The following is an 18,970-nucleotide window of genomic DNA, read 5'->3' as shown; positions in this document are numbered from 1 at the left end:
ATGAATGAAGTGCAGAATCGCCGCGAGCACGATGCAACAGGCTATCAGTCCGATACCGGCAACGAGGGTCGAGTCTATTTCTAGACGCCCGCTAACATTGCGTTTGTAACCGAGCCAATTATATCCTTGGGATTCGAGGTGGCCGGCCTGCACCTTGCCAAATGAAACAAGGGGCAAAACCCGCCGTCCTACGGCATAGCCAAATCCCCACCCGAGCAGTTCCGCCAAAATCCACACGAGCGACCTCCCAAGGCGCAGTCAGTGGACGAGATACAAAACTGCCGCAAGCGCGATACAATAAATCACCATTCCGATTCCAGCGGCCAAGGTCAATTCGACCTCCAAGCGCCCCGTTTCGATGCGTCTGCAACCTGCCCAACCAAATCCGTCACTGGGAGACTCGAGGGGTTCGACCCGCACCTTGCCGAACGAGACAAGCGGCAATACTAGCCGCGCTACGGCATGGCCGACCCACCACCAAATCAAATCCAATATCCACACGGCTGCCATCGACATCAACCTCCAGCAAAGAGCACGAAGTCGCTACCCATCCCACGGTTCGCATCATCCCACGAAACCCAAGAACACTGGCAGACAGACAGCACAGACAATAAGCCCAATCCCGCCGGCCGCGCTCGGCCCCATCTCTGCTCGTCCGATTCCGTCACGCCTGCCACCAAGCGATCTAAACTCTCTCGTCACAATTGAAGGGCGCCACGCGAATTCTTCCAACCGAAACGAGCGGCAGAACGAGTGGCGCGACGTTGTATCCGACCAGATCGACCAGAAACCAGATCAGCAGTTCAACGATCCATTCGAATAACCGCATGGGGCACTCGCTAAGGTAGTCTCTGCCAAATTCCACACGGAACACACATCATGGCGGCCGGTTGGCTGGTAGACCGGTTTGCCAGGACAAAGCACAATGTGATGAGTAACTCCCAGCGGCCAACCGCAGACGGACTCGTTGAATCTCGAGCTGCCGTAGTGGCTCAAGGGTCGTTGCTGTCGCCACTCTCAGGCTCGACGATGACACGCTCAATGCGATGGACAAGCTCCAGCGCTCCATCACTGTTCTCGATAGCTTGCGGAGGCTTGCCCCAGCCGCGATCGAGGATGGCGTTGGCGGCGGAGACCCGGGCAGCCGGGGTCGCGCTGGTCGATCGCATCACGCCGACAAGCGCATTGATTGCGCTTCTCGTATGGCTGCGCGCGAGCGAACGTATCTGAGTGATCGACTTCGCCATTTACTACTTCTCCTGCCAATCGGACGGCAGGTATTCGCTTAGGGTGGTGTCGATCATATCCTTGTCAAGATCAGGCACAGCCTTACGGAATGCGATCGTCGGGAAATCCGTCTTCTCGCAATCGTGACGGGGCCGGGAAATGAATTGAATGATCTCGGCGCTCATGTCGCCTCCGGCAGTGCGATGGTAGTCAGGCCCGCAGGCGCGAGCGATATCAGACAGGCGGCCATGCGAACCTCGTCGATCGATCGGCAACGCGAGACGCGCCGTGGAATAAAATATGCGGCAGATCGCGCGACGGGCGGCGATCGTTTGGGGCACGAACCTTATCCCTGAACACAGGGGCCGCGGGCGGCGCCGGCTTTCGCCGCGCCGCAGGGCCGGCGCGTTCGCGCGCACCGGCCAATTCGTGCTTGGTCCATAGCCTTTTCGAGCCACGTGGGTACCGGTCCGCGCGAAGAAACGCGTCAGAACGGAAGTCCAGAGCTCGGTTCGGATTCAATCAGGACTCTAACGGGTTCGGACGGCGGCGCGCTTCCGACGCTCAGGCGGCGGGCGTGGGGAGATGCAGCGTCGTGATGTGCGGCCGCCGTCCGATCGGAAAAAGGCAAAGAAAAAGCCCGCCGCGGATTTCTCCGCGCGGGCCATCAACAATTTCGCGATGGTGGTGTTATGCCAGTGATTTGCCCGACGTGTCAAACTTTTCCAGGACTGAATGAAATCCGTAAAATTCGCGGCATTGACTTTGACGGAGAGAAACTGCTTCGCCGAAAACTGGTGCATAACGGGCGTATCGTGCTGCCGACCGCCCTCCCGTCGCTCTATGATTGCTGCTGATGATGTCAGTGTGCCGCTGATTTGCCCGACGCGTCAAGCCGTCGGTCGGCGCTCGCTCGCACCCGGCATCAAGGTTGTTTAACAGGCGTCGGTCGAAACGGCCACGCTCGCATCGCAAGGAGGCGTCGATGTATTTCGTTGCTGCCGTGCTGGCGGTCCTGTCGGGCCTGTTCTACGCCGCGAACCATCACGAAATCGGCTCGCTCGGCGGCACGTTGTGCCGGTACGGCGGCATGTTTTGTGACAATCCTTTTTTGGTTTTGGTCGCTGCCGGCCTTGCGGCGGCCTGGGGCATGTTCGTCAGCGTACGTTGACCGCCCGTTTCCGATTTCGCGATCATGGCTTTTGCCGCTGATTTGCCCGACGAGTCAAATCTCGAGTCAAATTTGTTGCGAGAGCGGCGATCCCAGCCCAGGTAAACGACGACTACGGCGGGGGCTGGTTCACGGGATGGACAGGCTTTGGCCCCGGCGGAGAGGGCTCGAGCGGTGCCTTGGGTTCGGTCGGCGTCACCGTCGCGCCTGCCGCCCGCGCGGCCTCGCCGGTCGTCGTGTAGTTCGCGACGGCGGCCGTCTTCATCTTCGGCTTGGCCCACGGACCATGATCGACAATCAGCATGCCGGACACGCCGAGCACCGCTACGACCGCCGAGATAACAAGCGGCGTGCCGCCATGCCGGTCACGATTCTTGATCAAACGAGCCTTCGCCATCGCATGCGCCCAGGTTTACATCCACGTCCGCAATTGTTGCTGGTGTAACAAGCGCTGACCCGTGCGGAAGTTTCTAGTTCCCGCGCGCGGCAAGCGGGCGCAGTTGCGGAACCAATCCTTGAGTTCGGCATTTCCTAGACGTGGCCGCCACCCGCCGTTCTTAACGGCGCCTGTCGCGGATAGCCAAAGGTCGTCCGACCCGCTGTTCAAAACATGCGCACGCGCGGATAGCCAAAGGTGGCGGCTGCTTCCTTCATCAGTGCAACGATGGCCCGCCACATGAGCTTCGAAACACCGGAATCACCACTGCAACCAGGTCTCGGCGAACGTGCGATCGATACGGCAACCGATGTTTCGCGCACGATAACCGAGGTGTCGGATGGACTTCGAGCGGCAGTCGATCGACTGAGCGAAGCAATCGCCTCCTCGCGGCGGCCGGGTGGAGCACTTGCCGCCGTAAGCGCGATCACACGCGAGGCGCCGCTCGCCAGCCTGTTCGTTGCCTTCCTGTTCGGCGTCGCCGTTGCGCGCAGGCGCTAGGTTCAAGGGCTAGAATTTTCCCTTCGTCGCGTCCTTCGTCGCAGACATCACGTTGCCGGTGATCTGGCGCATATGCTCGCCGGCATTGGTGAACTGGCTACGCAGAAATTCCGACTGGATCCGCATTGCCTCCTGCAAGTCGGTCGCGTGCACCAGCTTTCGCGCGTGATCGAATGCGGCCTTCATGTTTTGCTCGGTGAACGAGAGCGCCTGTTTGGATATATCCGCTCCGGCGCCCGGCATCGCCGTCATAGACTTCGTGGCGGCGTCGAAGAACAGGCCGAAGGCCCTCTCAGCCTGGTCGATCGTCTTTTCCGCAAGGTCGCGCAATTCGGCAGGAACTTCGAGTTTCGGCTCCATTATGATCGCTCCCTGAAATAGCATCTGCCGAGGTTAGCATAGAATATCGCGACGTCAGCGCCAGACGGCTTCGCCGGTCAGGAAAATTTACCCAAACCGGCATCCGGACCTCGTTACCGCGCGGATTCCAATCATGTCAGGACTGTGGCATAGTGATTCGCGTTTCGGTTAGTGGCGTTGCGTTCTCTCCTGGGGACATGGAAAACAATGCTACGCACCTTTCGGCCGACACCGACGTGCACCCGATTTGAGACCACCATAAAAATGCCGTGCATGAAGTGCGGCGCGCAGATGCGGCTCGCCCTGATCGAGCCGCGCGACCAAGCTTACGACGTGCTGACCTATCGTTGCGCGCCCTGCAATTCCGGCGAAAGCTTCCTGAAGGCGCGCTGAAACGGTATCGGTTCTGATTCAATGTGCTAGATTCTTGCTTTGGCACGCTTTCTTCATGCGAACCGCCACCCACTTCGCTCGAAACCGCTATGGTGCGATGACCGCTACACACTATCCCGTATCATGTTTGGGAACGTGGGTCGTCGCCGCCTAGCCGCTCAGGACCGCAGCTCCCGCCGGCGTCAGCACCGGCCCGTCATCCTGTAATTCGACCAGGCCACGGTCCGTCAGGACCTGCAAATCCTCGTCGCTGACCGGTGACAGTTTCAGCCGGCGAGCCTGGATGTCGCGCAGGGCCCAGCGCAGTGTGATTGCTCTTTCGAGAGGGAATTCAGCGAACGGGTTCTCTGCCATCCGCACCGCCTAGTGGGTCAATTCGATCAGACTTTGTCGTTGCCGCGGCGTCTTCGTGGACGCTACGGAGTTATGCGACGAGCGCGCGGTTCGGATGAACCGCGATCTAGTCGCAAAACCACCCGCGCGAGCGCGCACCGGCTCAATAGCGATAGGGCTCAATATCCAGCAGCGGGAAGGCGCTGAACACGCCCGGCGGATTGGTAGGCGTTCCCGGATGCAGATAGGACTTGTCCAACTCGGCAAAACTCGTGACGCCAAGCAGCCCGAGGCAGCGGATCACCTCGTCCTCAAGCAATTCCAGCATCCGGACGATCCCAACCTCGCCCGCGGCAGCGAGCGCCCAACATTGCAGGCGGCCGATGCCGACGAGGTCGGCCCCGGAAATGATCGCTTTCACGATATCGGTGCCGCGGCAGAACGAGCCGTCGACCATAATTTTGGCGCGGCCTGCGACCGCCTGGACAATCTCAGGCAGCACATGCATTGAACCACGCCCGTGGTCGAGCTGACGCCCGCCGTGATTGGACACGTAGATCCAGTCGACTCCGTGATCGACCGCCATCCTGGCGTCCTCTGCGGTCGCGATCCCCTTGAGGATGAGCGGAATCTTGAACTTGTCCTTGATCAATTTCACCGTCCGCCATTCCAGTCCCTTCTGGAAATCGCCGCCGGTGGCGCGAAGGCGGCTCTCGCGGACATAGCGCTTGGCGATATCGCGCTCGCGGCGGCTGTAGTGTGCGGTATCGACCGTCAGGCAGAATGCGGCGTAGCCATTGGCGATGCTGCGGCGCACGACGTCCTCGACGAACCCGTCATCACCGCGCACGTAAAGCTGAAAGATCCGCAACGCATCGGGAGCGGCCTTAGCTGTATTTTCCAACCCCGGTTCGGAGACCGAACTGAGCATATGGGCCGCGCCAAAGGCACCGGCCCCCCGCGCGACGGCGGCACCTGCCTCGGGATCGAAGATTTCAAGAGCCCCGACCGGGGCTATCATCACCGGCATCCGCAATCTGCGTCCAAAGACCTCGGTCGAAGGGTCGACATTCGCGACGTTGCGCAGCACGCGCGGCCGGAACGCGATCTCGTCCAGCGCCATCCGATTGCGGCGCATCGTGGTCTCGGTCTCGGCCGCGCCGACAATATAGTCCCAGGCGTTCTGGTTGAGTTTGGCGCGAGCCTTCCGCACGAATTCGTGAAGATTCTGGTATTCCTCACCGCTGGCGCCAAGCTCGACGTTGCGCGCCGGCCGCATTGGTGTCGCATCGTTCATTGTGTCTTCTCCCATTTTGGCCGGCACATTAGCCGCAGACAAACCAGAAAAGCTACCGCCTTCAACGATGAGCACGCTTGCGAAAGCCTGCTATTCGCGCGTCAGATACATTTCTTTAGAAAAAATTCCGGCCGTCACCGTCCCGAGAAGCGGTTTCGGTATTCGGTCGGAGAGACGCCGAGATGCCGTAGAAAGGCCCGCCGCATGCGCTCGTCATCACCAAAGCCCGCGCGCTTTGCGACCTCAACCACGCCGCCGATATGGCTGCTTTCGAGTAACAACCGTGCGGTCTCGACCCGCAGCGCCTCGACGCCGCTGGCAGGCGTCATTCCGGTGCGGCTGACATAGGTGCGCGCGAACGTGCGTGCCGTCATGCCGGCTCTTTCGGCGAGCGTTTCCACCTTTAGGTCGCTTGCAATGTTCTCGATAATCCAGGCATGCAGTGCGCTGAAGCGGCCCTCGACGTCAGATGCCTGCGCCGCGAGAACGGTCGAGAATTGACTTTGGCCGCCGGGCCGCTTCAGGAACACTACTAGCCTGCGTGCCACATCGAGCGCGGTCGTGTGGCCGAAATCCTCCTCGATCATGGCGAGCGCCAGGTCGATGCCGGCACTGACGCCGGCCGACGACCAGACCCGCCCGTCCTTGACAAAGATCGCATTCGGTTCAACTCGGATCTCGGGGAAGCTGTCCTGCAGCCGGGGACAATAGCGCCAGTGCGTTGCAGCACGCTTGCCGTCCAAGATCCCCGTCCAGGCCAGCGCAAACGCCCCGAGGCACACCGAAGCGACGCGGCGGGCCTTGGGCAGCACCTCGCCAACCCAATCCATCAGCTTCTCGTCATTGCGGATCTGCCAGATGCCCGGGCCGCCCGGGACGACCAGCGTATCGACCTCGTTGGGCTCAATCTCGTCGATGGGCGACGTGTCGATCATCATGCCGACGTCAGTCGGCACCAGCCCACCCGAGGACGAGAGGTAGGACAGCGAATAGCCTGGACCCGGTAATTCGATCGCTTCCAATTCCGCAAACACCTGCGCCGGGCCGGAAATGTCGAGCAGGGTCACGCCCGGAAAGGCAACGATCGCGATCCGTCGCGTGGGTACTTTCTCCTGCGGCTCGTGTTGGGCCGACGATTTGGCAGTTTTCGAGGGCATATTGTCCTTTAAGCCATTCGAGGCACACCTGTATAGCTCGCGACGGAATACTGGGGTTCTGCAATGTCGCGAAATCTAGGCAGCAGATATCAGGGACTTAAATCGCCCTGGGCGGATTACGCGATCTACAGCTTCCCCGACGCGTCCGAAATCGATCACGCCGACCGCCGGCCGCTGATGGATGCTATGAACGGCATCATCGCTGTCAATTGGCAGGCCGTCGAGCCGCACTGGACGGCTACCTCCTCGCCATTCGACAAGAAATACAGCCTCATCCTGGTCTATGATGGCTCGGGTCTGGTGGCCTTCTCGGTCTATCGCATCCTGGAAATCTCGACTGGACTTGCGATCTACCGCAGCGGCACCGAGGTGCTTCCCGCGCACCAGGGTCGCGGCCTTTACGGCTTCTTTACCACTGAAGTCCTGAAGCGCTCAGGCGCCGCCGAGCGAGCTGACGGCATGCTGTATGGCTGGCGAACCCGCAATCCCATCGTTTGGGCCGCCAATGCGAAGATTTGCGAAAAGGTGACCCCGTCGCTGCTGGACGACGCGCAGGATCCCGCCCTGCAGGCGGCCTGCGTCGAAATGTGCGCCTCGCTTTATCCGGGCAAGCCGCTCGAACTGCCCGACATGATCATGCGCGGGGCCTATGGCCACATAAAGCACCATCGGCAAAGCTATCACGGCACCGCGTCGCTCGTTGATGTGGCGATGTCACGCAAAATTCCGAATTCAGCTGATGCTCTGTTTTCGGTTGGTTACGCAAGGGTGTGATGTCGATGCTCGGACAGCAAGCCGTATACGCTCCCGTCTCGCGCCTTGCCGACCGCGCCTACCTGGCATGGGCGACGGTGGCCATCGCCTATGCGATCGCCTTCCTGCAGCGCGTGTCGCCGCAGTCGATCAGCCTGAGCTTCATGCATGACTTCAACACCGACGCTGCCGGTGTTGCGATGCTCGCCTCCAGCTACTTCTGGGGCTACACGCTGATGCAGATTCCGGCAGGCCTTCTGGTCGACCGGTATGGCGTGAAGCGCGTCGTGCTGGTCAGCATGATTGCCTCGTCGCTCGGCAGCGCAGCGTTCGCGCTCGCGCCAAACCTGCTCGACGTTTTTGCCGCGCGCCTGATCGTGGCCTGTGGCGATGCGCTGGTCTTCACCGCACTCTTGAAGCTCGTCGCGCAAAGTTTTTCCGACGACAGGTTCGGCGTGATGTCGGGCATTTCGCAGGTCTCCGGCTATGTCGGCGGCGTGATCGCCACGACGCCGCTTGCGGCCGCCGTCACTGGTTTTGGCTGGCGGGCCTGCTTTCTGTTCATCGCCTGCGTCGGCCTGGTCAACCTCGCCTTCGCCAAGCTTGCGCTGAAGTCGGATCCCGTACCGCACAGCAACGCGACGCTGAAGGGCGTCATCATGGCCGCACGGCAATCGCTGTCCCACGCCGCGAACTGGGGTTGCGCGATGACGTTTGCATCACATTTCGCGGTTGTGACGACGCTGTCGGGCGTCTGGGGCATCCCGATGGTGGCGCATATCTTCAACATCTCGCCGGCGGCCGCGGGCACTCCCCTGCTCGCGTTCATGATCGGTAACGCACTTGGCTCGATCTTCCTCGGTCACGTGGCGGACCGCGCTGCGGCGGCGCTCGACAGCGCGTTAATTCGTATCTGCGTGCTGCGCATGGTTCTGATCGCGCTGTTGCTACCCCCGGTCGCACACGCGCTCGGCTTCGTCTACGTCACCATCATGTTCGCAGCATTGGGCCTTGTCGCCGGCGGGACCGTCCCGCTGGTCCTCAAATGCGTCAAGAAGCTCTACACGGCGAATCTCATCGGTGTGGGCGCCTCGGTGAACACGACCGCGGCAGGGATCTTCGCCGGCGCTTCGCAACCGGTCATCGGCTTTGCCATGCTCGCCGCCAGCCAGGCCTCCGGAACGGACGCCGGACACAACGCGGCCGCGATCGGCGACGCCGGCTACGGGGCGTTGATTGCCATTTTGCTGTTCATGTCGCTGCCGGGAATCGCCGGGCCGCTGCTGATGAGGAGCAAGTTGCTAGCTCGTCAGTCACAATTGTGAATGAGAGGGGGTGTTATGGAGCGCTTGTTTTTGAGAAGAGGCGAAGTCGTCTCAAACTTTCCGGTGAGCAGCTGGCAAAGCGTGATGTTCTCCGAATTTGAAGCACAGATGAGCAGTGAAGCAAGACCGTTTCCCTGCGTCTTCGGAGTCACGGGGCACCGCCAGGATCAGCTGCGCTACCTGTTCCTGGATCCTTACGACGTCGCTGTTCTCGGCCAACAACTCGCTCGATACGTCTTTCAGGCTCGCTCGTTTGGGCCCAACACCTCATTGATCGTGTTCACGCGGCCTCGTCCGGTGCAGACGCTCGATGCCTATTATCGCAAGATGTGGCTAACGCTCGACCAGCTCGCACGCCTCGACAAGAGTCCGTGGCCGGCCAACATCCCGGAACAAATCGATCATCCGATGTGGGAGTTCTCATTCGCCGGAGAGCCGATCTTCGTTGTTTGCACGACACCGGCGCATGTGATGCGACAGAGCCGCCGTTCCAGCGCCTTCATGCTCACCTTCCAGCCGCGCTGGGTCTTTGAGAAGATACTCGGAACCGAGAAGGCGGCCAACGCTGCGTTTGCCGAGGTACGCAAGCGTCTCATTCCATACGATAGCGCGAGCCCCTCGCCGCTGTTGGGACGCTATGGCGCGACCGACGGACGCGAATATCAGCAGTACTTCTTGCACGACGACAACAACGCGCACGGAGGTTGCCCCTTCGCGAAACTCGCGAACAGGACACCGTCCATCGAGAACAAGGAGCAGGCAGCATGACGCAGATCATCGCAGGCACGAAGACGGAATTCGTGATCGATCCGGCGATCCTGAACCTCCTTCCAACGCAGGGCTCCGTCGAACTGCAGCACGACGCCGCGGGCAAGATTCATCACTTTCACACCCATCCCGTTGACGAAATTCTGATGATCGTCAGTGGCCGGATGAATTTCATTTGGGACGGCGGCGAGCGCATCGTCAGCGCCGGCGACACCATTCTCTTACCTGCCGGAACGCGTCATCAATCGGAAGCGCTCGAAGGCGGCGCGGTCTACGTGATCGCTACGCAACCGCCAGCCCATCCAATCAAGAACTGATGATCAAGGAGAATGCACAGCCTTCATGACAATGAAGGATCTTTTGGCGGCGGAGCCGCTAAGCGTTCGACCAGCGCAATGACTTCGCAACGCTGGTCGGGCGCAATCCGAAGGAAGGCCTTCAACAGTCGCAGGCTTTCCAGTGTTTCGCTCGATGGAGCTCCGAGCTTTTTCTGCAGCTCTGCAACAAGAGTGGGATTTTTCATCTCGCACCTGAAGTGAGGACTACTAATGGCATACCCAGGTAAACGTGAAGGCTTGGCCCAGAAGGTCGACACTGCAGCGCAGGAGGCCGAACGCCTCGGCCTGACAACGGCAACCTTGATACTCCGGATGGCTCGGCTCGAAATCGATCGGGCGGAACCCGAAGAAGTTGCAAGTATGACAAAGAACAACCTGCGCAGCAAGCCAAACTGAGGGCCGAAGCGGCCCCATTCGGCCGACGTCAATCCGGCATGACGCGTCGGGCTGACAGTCAGCAACGAATGGAATTGCAGCCAGCAGGCCCTCCGCCTGCTGGCGGTTGGCACGATCCAGCGGCGCCTGCCGGCGCGCTACAGCTTTGCCGGCGAAGCGGATACCGGCTCACGCGAGGAAAACGGATCGATACAAAAGCCTGGAGCCCGGCTCTGACTCAATCAGATCCGATATCGCTCTGAGCCATGTTCCCCTGCTTGCCGAAAGCACCCGCCTCGACCAGCGCCGCGATGCGCAGGTCGTCATAGCCGAGCGTCTCGCGCAAGACGTCCTTGGTGTGCTGACCAAGCAATGGCGCCGCCACGGGATCGATGATCGGCGTCAGACTCATGCTGACGGGCGATTCGATATTGGGAACCGAGCCGGCGGTTGGATGGGGGATTTTGCTGAGACGATGCCGATCGCGCACCTCGGGTGCATTGAAGCCTTCCTCGACAGTGCGCAGATAGCCGACTGGAATATTCGCCTTCTTCATCTTCACCATCCAGTTCTCGAGCTTGTCGCCGGCAAACACGCTGGCGATGATGGCGCGCAGCTTCTCCCTGTTGGCGGTTCGTGCCTTGCGATGCGCAAAGTCGGGATCCGTGACGAGGTCCGGCCGCTCCAGCACCTCTGTTGCCAGTCGCCGATACAGTCGATCATTGGCGCATGCCATGTAGAGCGGTCGATCGGACGCATGATAGACACCGACCGTCGGCGAGCCATTCGGTGAGTTTCCGAAGCGGCCCGGATTGGTGCCGTTGATCAGATAAGCCATGCCATAGAAGCCGGTCATTGCGACGGCCGTGTCGATCAATGCGACCTCGACCTGTTGACCGCGGCCAAGCCGTTCGCGAGCGATCAGCGCGAGCAGGATTGCGTTGCATGCCGACATACCCGTGGCCATGTCGACGATCGGTGGACCGGTTCGAACCGGCTCGCCGTCCGGAAAGCCGTTGAGCGACATGAAACCGCTTTCGGCCTGCGTGATGGGATCGAAACCCGGACGCAGGGCGAAATCGCCTGTGCGGCCGTAGGCAGAGATCGAACAATAGATCAGGCACGGATTGCTCGGCGCGACCGAGGCGTAGTCGAGGCCGAATTTTTTCATCACGCCGCCGGAAAAATTCTCCACCACCACGTCGGCCTTGGCGATCAACGCGCGCGCCACCTCAAGCGCAGCCGGGTTGTTGAAATCGAGCGCGATGCCGCGCTTGTTGCGATTCAGGCTGAGAAACGCCGCGCTCTCGCCCCCAATCTCCGCATGCTCATAGGCGCGTGTATCGTCACCGCCGTCCGGATTCTCGATCTTGATGACTTCGGCGCCGAAATCAGCCAGCGTCTGCGTGCAGGCAGGCCCGGCAACGACGCGGGTGAAATCGACAACCAGCAGACCGTCAAGCGCCGTCGGGACGCCATCTCGGCGCGGCGTGCGCTCCGGCAATTCTGGTCTGCTGCTCATGATCGATGTTTCCTCTTCTTATTTTGCCCGGCGAAATTCGATGATGGCCATGCCATGCGGGCAATTGCTTTTACCGGAAGCCCGCCACCATCAACAAATCCGTATTTTGCAGGTCGAGACCTCACGCTGACATAGCTGGCGCGGGTCGAACAACCTAGCCTCGGGCGATGAACTCCGACGCCGCATCGCCCGCAAGAGAGCCGCCCGATTCCGCTTGATGCGGCATCGGGCGGCTACAAGGGCACAGGTTATCGCGCGGCGCGCCTGTGTTTGCGTTGCCGGTGGTTCACCTATTCGGCGATCATTTCGCCCGACCCGCCAAACTCGGCCGGAAAATCCTTCAGTTTCGGTAGACCATCGCGGATCGGCAGCACAGCTTCGGCATAGTTAACGTGAACACCCGGGACGAAGCTGAGCGTCGGGATCGTTGCTGCGAAGACATCGACGAGCCCAAGCGTCGGATGATTGGTCATGAGATGACCGCCGCACTTGGCGCAATACTTGCGCTGACTCATCGGCGTTTTCTCGAACGTCGCGACGTGCTGTGCACCCTTGGTAACCTCCACCGCTTCCGGCTTCCAGAGGCTAAACGCGTTCACGGGGCCGCCGGACCAGGAGCGGCACGAACGGCAATGACAGTAGCCCATGGCCTCCGGCTGACCGGTGGCCTGCAGTTCGACGGCGCCGCAAAAGCAGTTTCCAGCATGCTTCATGAGAAAATTCTCCTTGGATGAATTCCAATCAGGACGGCTTCCGCCACGGGATCAGCATTGATACGCGCTGTTTGTAGTTTCGGTATTCGTCGCCAAACAGATCGACGAGGTCACGTTCCTCCAGAAAGATACCCACAAAGATGTACGCCGTGGTCACAGCCGCGAACAGCAGGTGCCCGACGCTCATGGTCGGCGCCGCCCAGAATGCGATGATGAAACCGAGGTAGAGCGGATGCCGCACGAATTTGTAGTAGAGAGGCGTCCGAAATCGCGGAGCCGGCGTCTCGCATCCCGCAAGATTGTTCACGACCTGATGCAATCCGAACAACTCGAAATGATTGATAAGGAAGGTACTGGTGAAGACAATTGCCCAGCCAAGGAACGAAAGCCCCGTGATGATTGCCGCCAGTTCCGGATTCGCCACATGCCAAACGACCGTTGGCATCGGCCGCCACTGCCAGAACAGCAGCAGCAGCGCCAGGCTTGCGACCAGCACGTAAGTGCTTCGTTCGACCGATCGGGGAATGAATCGTGTCCACCATTGCTTGAACGATTTGCGGGCCATTAAGCTGTGCTGGACCGCAAACAGGGTCATAAGCACGAAATTGGTCACAAGAGCTGAGATTACCCGGGATTCTGCGCCGCTGTCGATGGTCTTCGGAACCAGGTAGCCCGACACGAAGCCGATCGCATACAGGATCGTGATCAGGAACGTGAGGTAGGCCACAGCGCCATACAGCAGCGCAATGAACCTCAGCACCCGCTGTCCAGACGCTGCGGAACTAACGACGTTGATCTCGGCCATAAAATTGACTCCGGTGGAAGCAATAGGATGATCGCAACTTTGGTTTTTGCAGATTGCCCTAGGACCGGCCGCAAGGCTTTGCCGCCCGCTTGATCTCTCCGTGAGATACACTTGATTGTTTCTTGAGACTGATCGCGCACGTGAAATTCAGCTTCGACAATCATCATCTCGACACCGACCTGCGCGAATTGCGCCGGAACGGCGATCTGGTCGCTATGCAGCCGCAGGTGTTCGATTTGCTGGTGCACCTGGTGCAAAACCGCGATCGCGTCGTCAGCCGTGACGACCTCATCACACTGGTCTGGGGCGGGCGGATTGTCTCGGATTCGACGGTCGACAGCCGCATCAACGCCGCGCGCGCCGCGATCGGCGACACCGGCAAGGAGCAGCGGCTGATCCGGACCATCCCTCGAAAGGGCGTTCGCTTCGTTGGAACGATCGATGAGCCGACGGAGGATCGGCGGCACACTTCGGCGGTGCTGGTTAACAGCGAACCGCCGCGGCCATCTCTCGTGTTGCCCGATCGTCCGGCAATAGCCGTGCTGCCGTTCGACAACATCAGCGGGGACCCGGGGCAGGAGTATTTCTCCGACGGGATCAGCGAAGACATCATCACCGCGCTGTCGAAGCTCCGTTGGTTTTTTGTGATCGCACGCAACTCGTCCTTCACCTACAAGGGCAAGCCGGTCCTTATGAAGCAAGTCGCCACCGAACTCGGCGTCCGCTATGTGCTCGAAGGCAGTGTCCGCAAGAATAGAGATCGCGTTCGCATCACTGCTCAACTCAACGACACCGCCTCCGGCGGCCATATCTGGGCGGAGCAGTATGATCGGGAGATCGTCGACGTCTTCGCGGTCCAGGACGAGATCGCCGACGCCATCGTCGCGACGATCGAGCCACAGATCTACGCGGCTGAGAACTTTCGCAGCCGCCGCAAACCGCCCAGCAGCGTCGACGCCTGGGACCTCACGATGCGGGCCCTGTCGCATCACTGGCGGGTCACGCGGCCGGATAACATCCTGGCGCAGGCACTACTGGAGAAGGCGATCGCGATCGACCCCGACTATTGTCAGGCCCTGTCGTTGCTCGCAACCAATCACATGTTCAGCGCCCATCTCGGCTGGTCCGATATCCGGACGGTAGCCCCGGTCGCAGAACGCGCCGCGCTCGCGGCGATCACGGCCGATAACGAGGACGCCTGGGCACATACCGCCCTCGGCAGCGTCTACTTTTCGACACGCCGCCTGGACAAGTCGCTTTCGGAGTTCGAGCAGGCGCTCCAGCTCAATCCGAACTTTTCGCTGGCGCAGGGCTATTACGGCCTGGCGCTGTCGTACATCGGCCGCTGGCAGGACGCCTACGACGCGACGCAGCGCGCGATTCGCTTGAGCCCGCGCGACCCGTCCTCGGCCATCTACTACGGCGTCGCCGCCTATGCGCAGTATGTCGGCAGGAATTATGCAGAGGCGATCACGCTGGCGCGCGAGGCGATTCGTCAGCGCGGCGATCTCAGCGGCGCCTATCGCGTGCTGACGGTCGCCGCCGCGATGACCGGGCAGATCGATACGGCGAAAGCCGCCTTGGACCAGCTACGCCGGATCCAGCCCAACATTTCGCTGGCCTGGATCGCAACCCAACTGCCATGGAAGCTTGACAGCGACCGTGAGCACTATCTGGAAGGCTTTCGCCGCGCCGGGCTGCAATAGCCGCGCGGCGATCGCCCCTTGGCACCCTGCTCCACACCTAACGCGGAAGGCCCTTGACCGGAATCGGATGCGCCGAGGCGAATCCATACATCACCGCCAGACGGTCGAGGCATTCCCTAAGACGCCGGGCAAAGTAGTCCCGCCAACGCTGGGTGCGCAGCCCGCGCCTTTCCCCGATCTGCTCCATGGTCATCCCCAGAATCAGGACCTCGTGCACCAGCGTCGTGCCGTCCGCGCCGAGTTCATGCTCGACGCGATTTAGTCGCAGGATCGCCTGGCGCTGGCTATCCGTGATCGGCTCGCGCCGCTGGCCACCGTCGACATATTCTCGCGTCGTATCGACCGCGCGCGGCCCGCGCTCGGCTTTCTCCCAATCGCTCTGAAAGGCCCGCCCACCCCTATGTTGCGCGTCATCGATTTGACGGTGCGCGTGGAGGCGACCGAGCGGATCGTTGCGAATTGAACGCAGGGCGACAATCTTCTCGCCCGGCTCCAGCGCGAGCGGATCGTCGACCTCCACGCGCGCGACCTCAGCGTTATAGGGCAGATCCTGCGACCGGCGGTCGTACGTCCCGGCCGGATGGTATGGCTTCCTGCGTTTGGCTCGTGGCATGGATAAACTCCGTGGGGTTGGAATGAAGGGCGCGCGGACAACGCCTCGCGTCCGCGCGCTCGAGATCGCGGACAGAAGTCCAAAGGTGTGGGGGTGGTGGAATTCCCGCTCAGGCAGCGCCGACGACGCGAAGCCACGCGGCGCTCAACACGGGTTCCGCTGACAGCACGGGATCCCGGCTCAGCTCAAAATGCGGCGTGCAGTAGCTTGAGCCCGGCTGGCGCCGATGGCCGCAGAAAGTGATCGGCTCGTCCTCGCCGTCGCCGCCGTATGGATATCGACAATCGTCGCGCCCGAGTTCTGCCAGCGAAAGATGACGCGGCTCGACCACGGCGCAACGAAGGTTCGGCACCTCCAGCTTTCCCGCGAAGGACTTCGGCCATTGAAGCGTGCCGGTCCCGGGCCCGGCGCAAGGCTCGCGTGGTCGCTCGATATCCTGCGGACCAGGCAAAGACGGCTCCGGCCGCCCCAGGCTTCCGAGCCCCATGCGCTGGGCCCGGCCGAGCGCGGCGTTGCGCGTATAGCTCGTGTTGAACTTCGCATTGATCTCGTCGGCGATCGCCGAATAGGACATGCCGCGGGCACGAAGGTCCCGCAAGGCGGCCGAGTGCTCGGGCAGCCAGTCTGTCGTTTCCATTCCAAAATTTCCATTCCTGTCACTCCGCCCGACGCCGTCCGTTCATTTCTGATATTCCGAAATAAAAGTCAAGCTTGATTTCTGATAATCGGAATTGATATGACTACTTGGGGAGAACCGAAAGGGATGGCTACCATGCTGGACGTAAAGATGATCGAGCGGGGACTGGAGAAGCCCGGCAAGACCAAGGGCGGACTGGCGCGAGCGATGGGTGTCAGGCCCGGCGCGGTCTCCGAAATCCTTTCGGGGATAAGACTGATCAAGGCATCCGAAATTGCCCCAATCATCGAGTATCTTGAACTGAACTCGGTGCCGATCATGGGCCGGGTCGGCGCCGGCGCATCGATCGAGCCGGAATATGAGCAGGTGCCTCCTGAAGGCCTCGGCGAGGTCGAGCTTCCGTTTCCCGTTTCAGAAGAGACTATCGCGTTCCAGGTGGCTGGCGATTCAATGCTGCCGAAATACGAGAACGGTGACATCATCGTGGTCTATCGTGAACAGCGCTATCCGCTGTCGAGTTTCTACGGCGAAGAGGCCGCGGTTCGCCTCAAGAGCGGCGAGCGCTATCTCAAGACCATTGAACGCGGCAATTCCGCCGGCCTGGTCAATCTGACGAGCTTCAATGCCAAGCCGATCAACGGCGTGAAGCTGGAGTGGATCGGCGAAATCTGCGTCACCCTGCCCCGCGGCCAGATCGAGCGGCTGCGCAGCAAGACGGCATCGCGGAATCGCAAGGTGGTCCGGGCACACGGAGGACGAACCTCCGAAAAGTAATTCCACGCCCGGCAGTCCGAAATCGTTCCTATGTTCAATTTCTGATTATCGCAAATTGACTTGACGTGCTTCTGATTATCGGAAATAATGGTTGCACTATATCTGTTGTACAACTGGAGCGTCGATTTTCGAGCATGCAATATTTGGTCGTGATGATCGACTACGGCCGCCGTGGCCGCGAGGCGGTCGTCGATCCCGAAATGACACGGCGCGACGTGGTCGCGCGGATCGCATCGGGGGAATACACCAACATCAGCTTCATCCACGAGATCGCGGAGTCCTCGGTCGAAGACATTACCGGCGAGATCCTTGCCGAGGCCTCCCTCCCCGAAGTCGACACCGGCGCCGACCTGCAGGCTGCGGCCTTTGATCACGCTCGCGACCTGCGCAAGCATGAACCAGTCTAGAGTCTATCGCAATTCTGGTTTCGGGCCGCCTGTGTGTGCACTCAGACCCGCTCGATAATGATGGCGGGCGCCATGCCGCCTGCCGCGCACATCGTTACCAGGCCGCGCTTGAGGTCGCGCCGCTCCAACTCGTCCAGCATCGTTCCGATCAGGATCGAGCCGGTTGCGCCGATCGGGTGACCGAGCGCGATTGCGCCACCGTTGACGTTGACTTTGTCGCGATCGAGCTTGAGGTCGCGGATGAATTTTTCGGCGACCACGGCGAAAGCCTCGTTGATCTCGAACAGATCGATGTCGTCGAGCGTGAGCCCGGCCTTCGCGAGCACCTTGCGGGCGGCCGGCACCGGCGCGTTCAGCATCAGCGTCGGCGAATCGCCCATGTTCGCCATCGCGACCACACGGGCGCGCGGCTTTAGTCCATGCTTGCTGGCATAATCCGGGGACGCCAGCAGGATGGCGGCGGAGCCGTCGACCACGCCGGAGGAGTTTCCCGCATGGTGGACAAAGTTGATATCGAGCTCGGGATATTTTTCCAGGATCAACTTGCGATAGGTCGTGCCCTTGTCGTCGAGCGCATGGTCCGCAATTGCCGGGAATGCCGGCTTCAGCGCGGCCAGGCTCTCCAGGGTCGTCTGCGGCCGTGGATATTCCTCGCGATCAAGCGCCAGCGTGCCGTCCTCGCGATAGACCGGGACCAGGCTCTTCTCGAAATGGCCGCCCTTGATCGCGGCCGCCGCTCGCTTCTGGCTTTCGAGACCCAGTTCATCGACGTCTTGCCGGGCAATGCCTTCCAGCGTCGCGACGGCGTCGGCGCAGACACCCTGGTGCGATTGCGGATGGCGAGCGCGCAGGCGAAGATTGCCGGCGTCCATCATGAACGGCCCCTCGCCGCGGCGGCCTTCCATTGACATCATCTCGGTACCGCCCGCGATCACAAGAGCCTCGGAGCCCGACATGATCGAGTTGGCGGCCATGTTGACGCTGGTAATGCCCGAACCACAGAAGCGATCGAGCGTGACGCCGCTGGCACGCACGTCATAGCCGGCGTCGAGCGCCGACATCCGGCCGAGGTCTCCGCTCTGCGGACCGCGCTGCGAGCTAGTGCCCCAAATGATGTCGTCGACATCGGCGGTATCGATACCGGTCCTGTCAGCCAGCGCCCGCAACACGGTGGCGCCGAGTTGCTGCGGATGGATACCAGACAGTGCCCCCTTGCCGGTCTTGCCAATGCCTCGCGGCGTCCTGCATGCATCGATGATGAGCGCGTCGACCATGTGATTTCCTCCCGGCAGTATGGGTTTGAGGCATTTGCCGCCGATCCCTGATCAAAGTCAATTCACCGCAAGAGGCCGGCCTCGC

General features: G+C 61.0%; 28 protein-coding genes. 11 read left to right on the top strand and 17 right to left on the bottom strand.

What is annotated here, in order from left to right; all coding sequences use genetic code 11:
• Positions 1–258: 258 nt before the first annotated feature.
• The 5 genes from JQ553_RS16470 to JQ553_RS16450 form a co-directional block, all read right to left on the bottom strand.
• Complete coding sequence (locus tag JQ553_RS16470; protein WP_212501031.1) at positions 259–510, bottom strand: hypothetical protein; 252 nt, start codon at positions 508–510, stop codon at positions 259–261.
• Between the two features lie 175 nt (positions 511–685).
• On the bottom strand, positions 686–829 hold the full coding sequence (locus JQ553_RS16465; protein ID WP_212501030.1) for a hypothetical protein: 144 nt from the start codon (positions 827–829) through the stop codon (positions 686–688).
• Between the two features lie 163 nt (positions 830–992).
• Positions 993–1,247, bottom strand: a complete 255-nt coding sequence (locus JQ553_RS16460; RefSeq protein ID WP_212501029.1) for a hypothetical protein — start codon at positions 1,245–1,247, stop codon at positions 993–995.
• A 3-nt stretch (positions 1,248–1,250) separates the two neighbouring features.
• Positions 1,251–1,412 (bottom strand): hypothetical protein, encoded by a 162-nt coding sequence (locus JQ553_RS16455; protein ID WP_212501028.1) that lies wholly within the window; start codon positions 1,410–1,412, stop codon positions 1,251–1,253.
• Between the two features lie 345 nt (positions 1,413–1,757).
• The gene (locus tag JQ553_RS16450; RefSeq protein WP_212501027.1) at positions 1,758–2,030 is read right to left on the bottom strand and encodes a hypothetical protein; all 273 of its coding nucleotides are present in this window, start codon (positions 2,028–2,030) and stop codon (positions 1,758–1,760) included.
• Between the two features lie 182 nt (positions 2,031–2,212).
• On the opposite strand from JQ553_RS16450, the gene JQ553_RS16445 reads away from it, so the two are divergent.
• Positions 2,213–2,398: a hypothetical protein gene (locus tag JQ553_RS16445; RefSeq protein WP_212501026.1), complete on the top strand. Its 186-nt coding sequence runs from the start codon at positions 2,213–2,215 to the stop codon at positions 2,396–2,398.
• Between the two features lie 112 nt (positions 2,399–2,510).
• Here JQ553_RS16445 and JQ553_RS16440 read toward each other — a convergent pair whose 3' ends face one another.
• The gene (locus JQ553_RS16440) at positions 2,511–2,795 is read right to left on the bottom strand and encodes a hypothetical protein (protein ID WP_212501025.1); all 285 of its coding nucleotides are present in this window, start codon (positions 2,793–2,795) and stop codon (positions 2,511–2,513) included.
• Between the two features lie 279 nt (positions 2,796–3,074).
• Here JQ553_RS16440 and JQ553_RS16435 point away from each other — a divergent pair, with 279 nt between their 5' ends.
• Positions 3,075–3,335, top strand: coding sequence for a hypothetical protein (locus JQ553_RS16435; protein ID WP_212501024.1), 261 nt, complete (start codon positions 3,075–3,077; stop codon positions 3,333–3,335).
• Positions 3,336–3,344: 9 nt separating this feature from the next.
• Here JQ553_RS16435 and JQ553_RS16430 read toward each other — a convergent pair whose 3' ends face one another.
• Complete coding sequence (locus JQ553_RS16430; protein WP_212501456.1) at positions 3,345–3,698, bottom strand: phasin; 354 nt, start codon at positions 3,696–3,698, stop codon at positions 3,345–3,347.
• A gap of 261 nt (positions 3,699–3,959) precedes the next feature.
• Between JQ553_RS16430 and JQ553_RS34915 the strand changes: the two genes are divergently transcribed.
• The gene (locus JQ553_RS34915; protein ID WP_283817260.1) at positions 3,960–4,088 is read left to right on the top strand and encodes a hypothetical protein; all 129 of its coding nucleotides are present in this window, start codon (positions 3,960–3,962) and stop codon (positions 4,086–4,088) included.
• A 150-nt stretch (positions 4,089–4,238) separates the two neighbouring features.
• Here the strand turns inward: JQ553_RS34915 and JQ553_RS16425 are convergent, their stop codons facing one another.
• The 3 genes from JQ553_RS16425 to JQ553_RS16415 form a co-directional block, all read right to left on the bottom strand.
• Positions 4,239–4,442, bottom strand: coding sequence for a hypothetical protein (locus JQ553_RS16425; protein ID WP_212501023.1), 204 nt, complete (start codon positions 4,440–4,442; stop codon positions 4,239–4,241).
• Positions 4,443–4,584: 142 nt separating this feature from the next.
• Positions 4,585–5,718 (bottom strand): alpha-hydroxy acid oxidase, encoded by a 1,134-nt coding sequence (locus JQ553_RS16420; protein ID WP_212501022.1) that lies wholly within the window; start codon positions 5,716–5,718, stop codon positions 4,585–4,587.
• Positions 5,719–5,852: 134 nt separating this feature from the next.
• Positions 5,853–6,875 (bottom strand): GlxA family transcriptional regulator, encoded by a 1,023-nt coding sequence (locus tag JQ553_RS16415; protein WP_212501021.1) that lies wholly within the window; start codon positions 6,873–6,875, stop codon positions 5,853–5,855.
• A gap of 186 nt (positions 6,876–7,061) precedes the next feature.
• Here JQ553_RS16415 and JQ553_RS16410 point away from each other — a divergent pair, with 186 nt between their 5' ends.
• From JQ553_RS16410 to JQ553_RS16395, 4 genes are read left to right on the top strand one after another with little or no spacing between them, the layout of a single operon-like run.
• Complete coding sequence (locus tag JQ553_RS16410; protein WP_249144346.1) at positions 7,062–7,649, top strand: hypothetical protein; 588 nt, start codon at positions 7,062–7,064, stop codon at positions 7,647–7,649.
• Positions 7,649–8,953 carry an MFS transporter gene (locus JQ553_RS16405; protein ID WP_212501019.1) on the top strand — a complete coding sequence of 435 codons (1,305 nt, stop codon included), beginning with the start codon at positions 7,649–7,651 and terminating at the stop codon, positions 8,951–8,953. The genes JQ553_RS16410 and JQ553_RS16405 overlap by 1 nt, the downstream gene beginning before the upstream one ends.
• 15 nt (positions 8,954–8,968) lie before the next feature.
• Entirely contained in the window at positions 8,969–9,721 is a 753-nt protein-coding gene (locus JQ553_RS16400; RefSeq protein ID WP_212501018.1) for a YqcI/YcgG family protein, read from the top strand.
• Positions 9,718–10,038: a cupin domain-containing protein gene (locus JQ553_RS16395; RefSeq protein WP_212501017.1), complete on the top strand. Its 321-nt coding sequence runs from the start codon at positions 9,718–9,720 to the stop codon at positions 10,036–10,038. The genes JQ553_RS16400 and JQ553_RS16395 overlap by 4 nt, the downstream gene beginning before the upstream one ends.
• 23 nt (positions 10,039–10,061) lie before the next feature.
• Here JQ553_RS16395 and JQ553_RS16390 read toward each other — a convergent pair whose 3' ends face one another.
• A complete protein-coding gene (locus JQ553_RS16390) occupies positions 10,062–10,244 on the bottom strand; it encodes a hypothetical protein (RefSeq protein ID WP_212501016.1) in 183 nt (60 codons plus the stop codon).
• A 52-nt stretch (positions 10,245–10,296) separates the two neighbouring features.
• On the opposite strand from JQ553_RS16390, the gene JQ553_RS16385 reads away from it, so the two are divergent.
• The gene (locus JQ553_RS16385; RefSeq protein WP_249144345.1) at positions 10,297–10,455 is read left to right on the top strand and encodes a hypothetical protein; all 159 of its coding nucleotides are present in this window, start codon (positions 10,297–10,299) and stop codon (positions 10,453–10,455) included.
• A 217-nt stretch (positions 10,456–10,672) separates the two neighbouring features.
• Here the strand turns inward: JQ553_RS16385 and JQ553_RS16380 are convergent, their stop codons facing one another.
• From JQ553_RS16380 to mddA, 3 genes are all read right to left on the bottom strand, one after another.
• A complete protein-coding gene (locus JQ553_RS16380; protein ID WP_212501014.1) occupies positions 10,673–11,956 on the bottom strand; it encodes a CaiB/BaiF CoA-transferase family protein in 1,284 nt (427 codons plus the stop codon).
• Between the two features lie 290 nt (positions 11,957–12,246).
• Positions 12,247–12,669: a GFA family protein gene (locus JQ553_RS16375; protein WP_212501013.1), complete on the bottom strand. Its 423-nt coding sequence runs from the start codon at positions 12,667–12,669 to the stop codon at positions 12,247–12,249.
• Positions 12,670–12,697: 28 nt separating this feature from the next.
• Entirely contained in the window at positions 12,698–13,474 is a 777-nt protein-coding gene (gene mddA / locus JQ553_RS16370) for a methanethiol S-methyltransferase (RefSeq protein WP_212501012.1), read from the bottom strand.
• Positions 13,475–13,614: 140 nt separating this feature from the next.
• Between mddA and JQ553_RS16365 the strand changes: the two genes are divergently transcribed.
• The gene (locus JQ553_RS16365) at positions 13,615–15,180 is read left to right on the top strand and encodes a winged helix-turn-helix domain-containing tetratricopeptide repeat protein (RefSeq protein ID WP_212501455.1); all 1,566 of its coding nucleotides are present in this window, start codon (positions 13,615–13,617) and stop codon (positions 15,178–15,180) included.
• A 37-nt stretch (positions 15,181–15,217) separates the two neighbouring features.
• Here the strand turns inward: JQ553_RS16365 and JQ553_RS16360 are convergent, their stop codons facing one another.
• Together JQ553_RS16360 and JQ553_RS16355 are read right to left on the bottom strand one after the other, a co-directional pair.
• The gene (locus JQ553_RS16360) at positions 15,218–15,793 is read right to left on the bottom strand and encodes a hypothetical protein (RefSeq protein WP_212501011.1); all 576 of its coding nucleotides are present in this window, start codon (positions 15,791–15,793) and stop codon (positions 15,218–15,220) included.
• A gap of 109 nt (positions 15,794–15,902) precedes the next feature.
• Positions 15,903–16,430, bottom strand: a complete 528-nt coding sequence (locus JQ553_RS16355; RefSeq protein ID WP_212501010.1) for a GcrA family cell cycle regulator — start codon at positions 16,428–16,430, stop codon at positions 15,903–15,905.
• Positions 16,431–16,565: 135 nt separating this feature from the next.
• Here JQ553_RS16355 and JQ553_RS16350 point away from each other — a divergent pair, with 135 nt between their 5' ends.
• Positions 16,566–17,204: an XRE family transcriptional regulator gene (locus tag JQ553_RS16350; protein WP_212501454.1), complete on the top strand. Its 639-nt coding sequence runs from the start codon at positions 16,566–16,568 to the stop codon at positions 17,202–17,204.
• Positions 17,205–17,338: 134 nt separating this feature from the next.
• A complete protein-coding gene (locus JQ553_RS16345; RefSeq protein ID WP_212501009.1) occupies positions 17,339–17,611 on the top strand; it encodes a hypothetical protein in 273 nt (90 codons plus the stop codon).
• A gap of 41 nt (positions 17,612–17,652) precedes the next feature.
• Here JQ553_RS16345 and JQ553_RS16340 read toward each other — a convergent pair whose 3' ends face one another.
• Positions 17,653–18,885, bottom strand: a complete 1,233-nt coding sequence (locus JQ553_RS16340; RefSeq protein WP_212501008.1) for an acetyl-CoA C-acetyltransferase — start codon at positions 18,883–18,885, stop codon at positions 17,653–17,655.
• Between the last annotated feature and the right edge of the window lie 85 nt (positions 18,886–18,970).

Origin of the sequence: Bradyrhizobium lablabi (assembly GCF_018131005.1) — a bacterium.
Taxonomy (GTDB): Bacteria; Pseudomonadota; Alphaproteobacteria; order Rhizobiales; family Xanthobacteraceae; genus Bradyrhizobium; species Bradyrhizobium lablabi_D.
The sequence above is the reverse complement of the archived record's forward strand: the minus strand, read 5'-3'. Positions and strand labels throughout refer to the sequence as shown.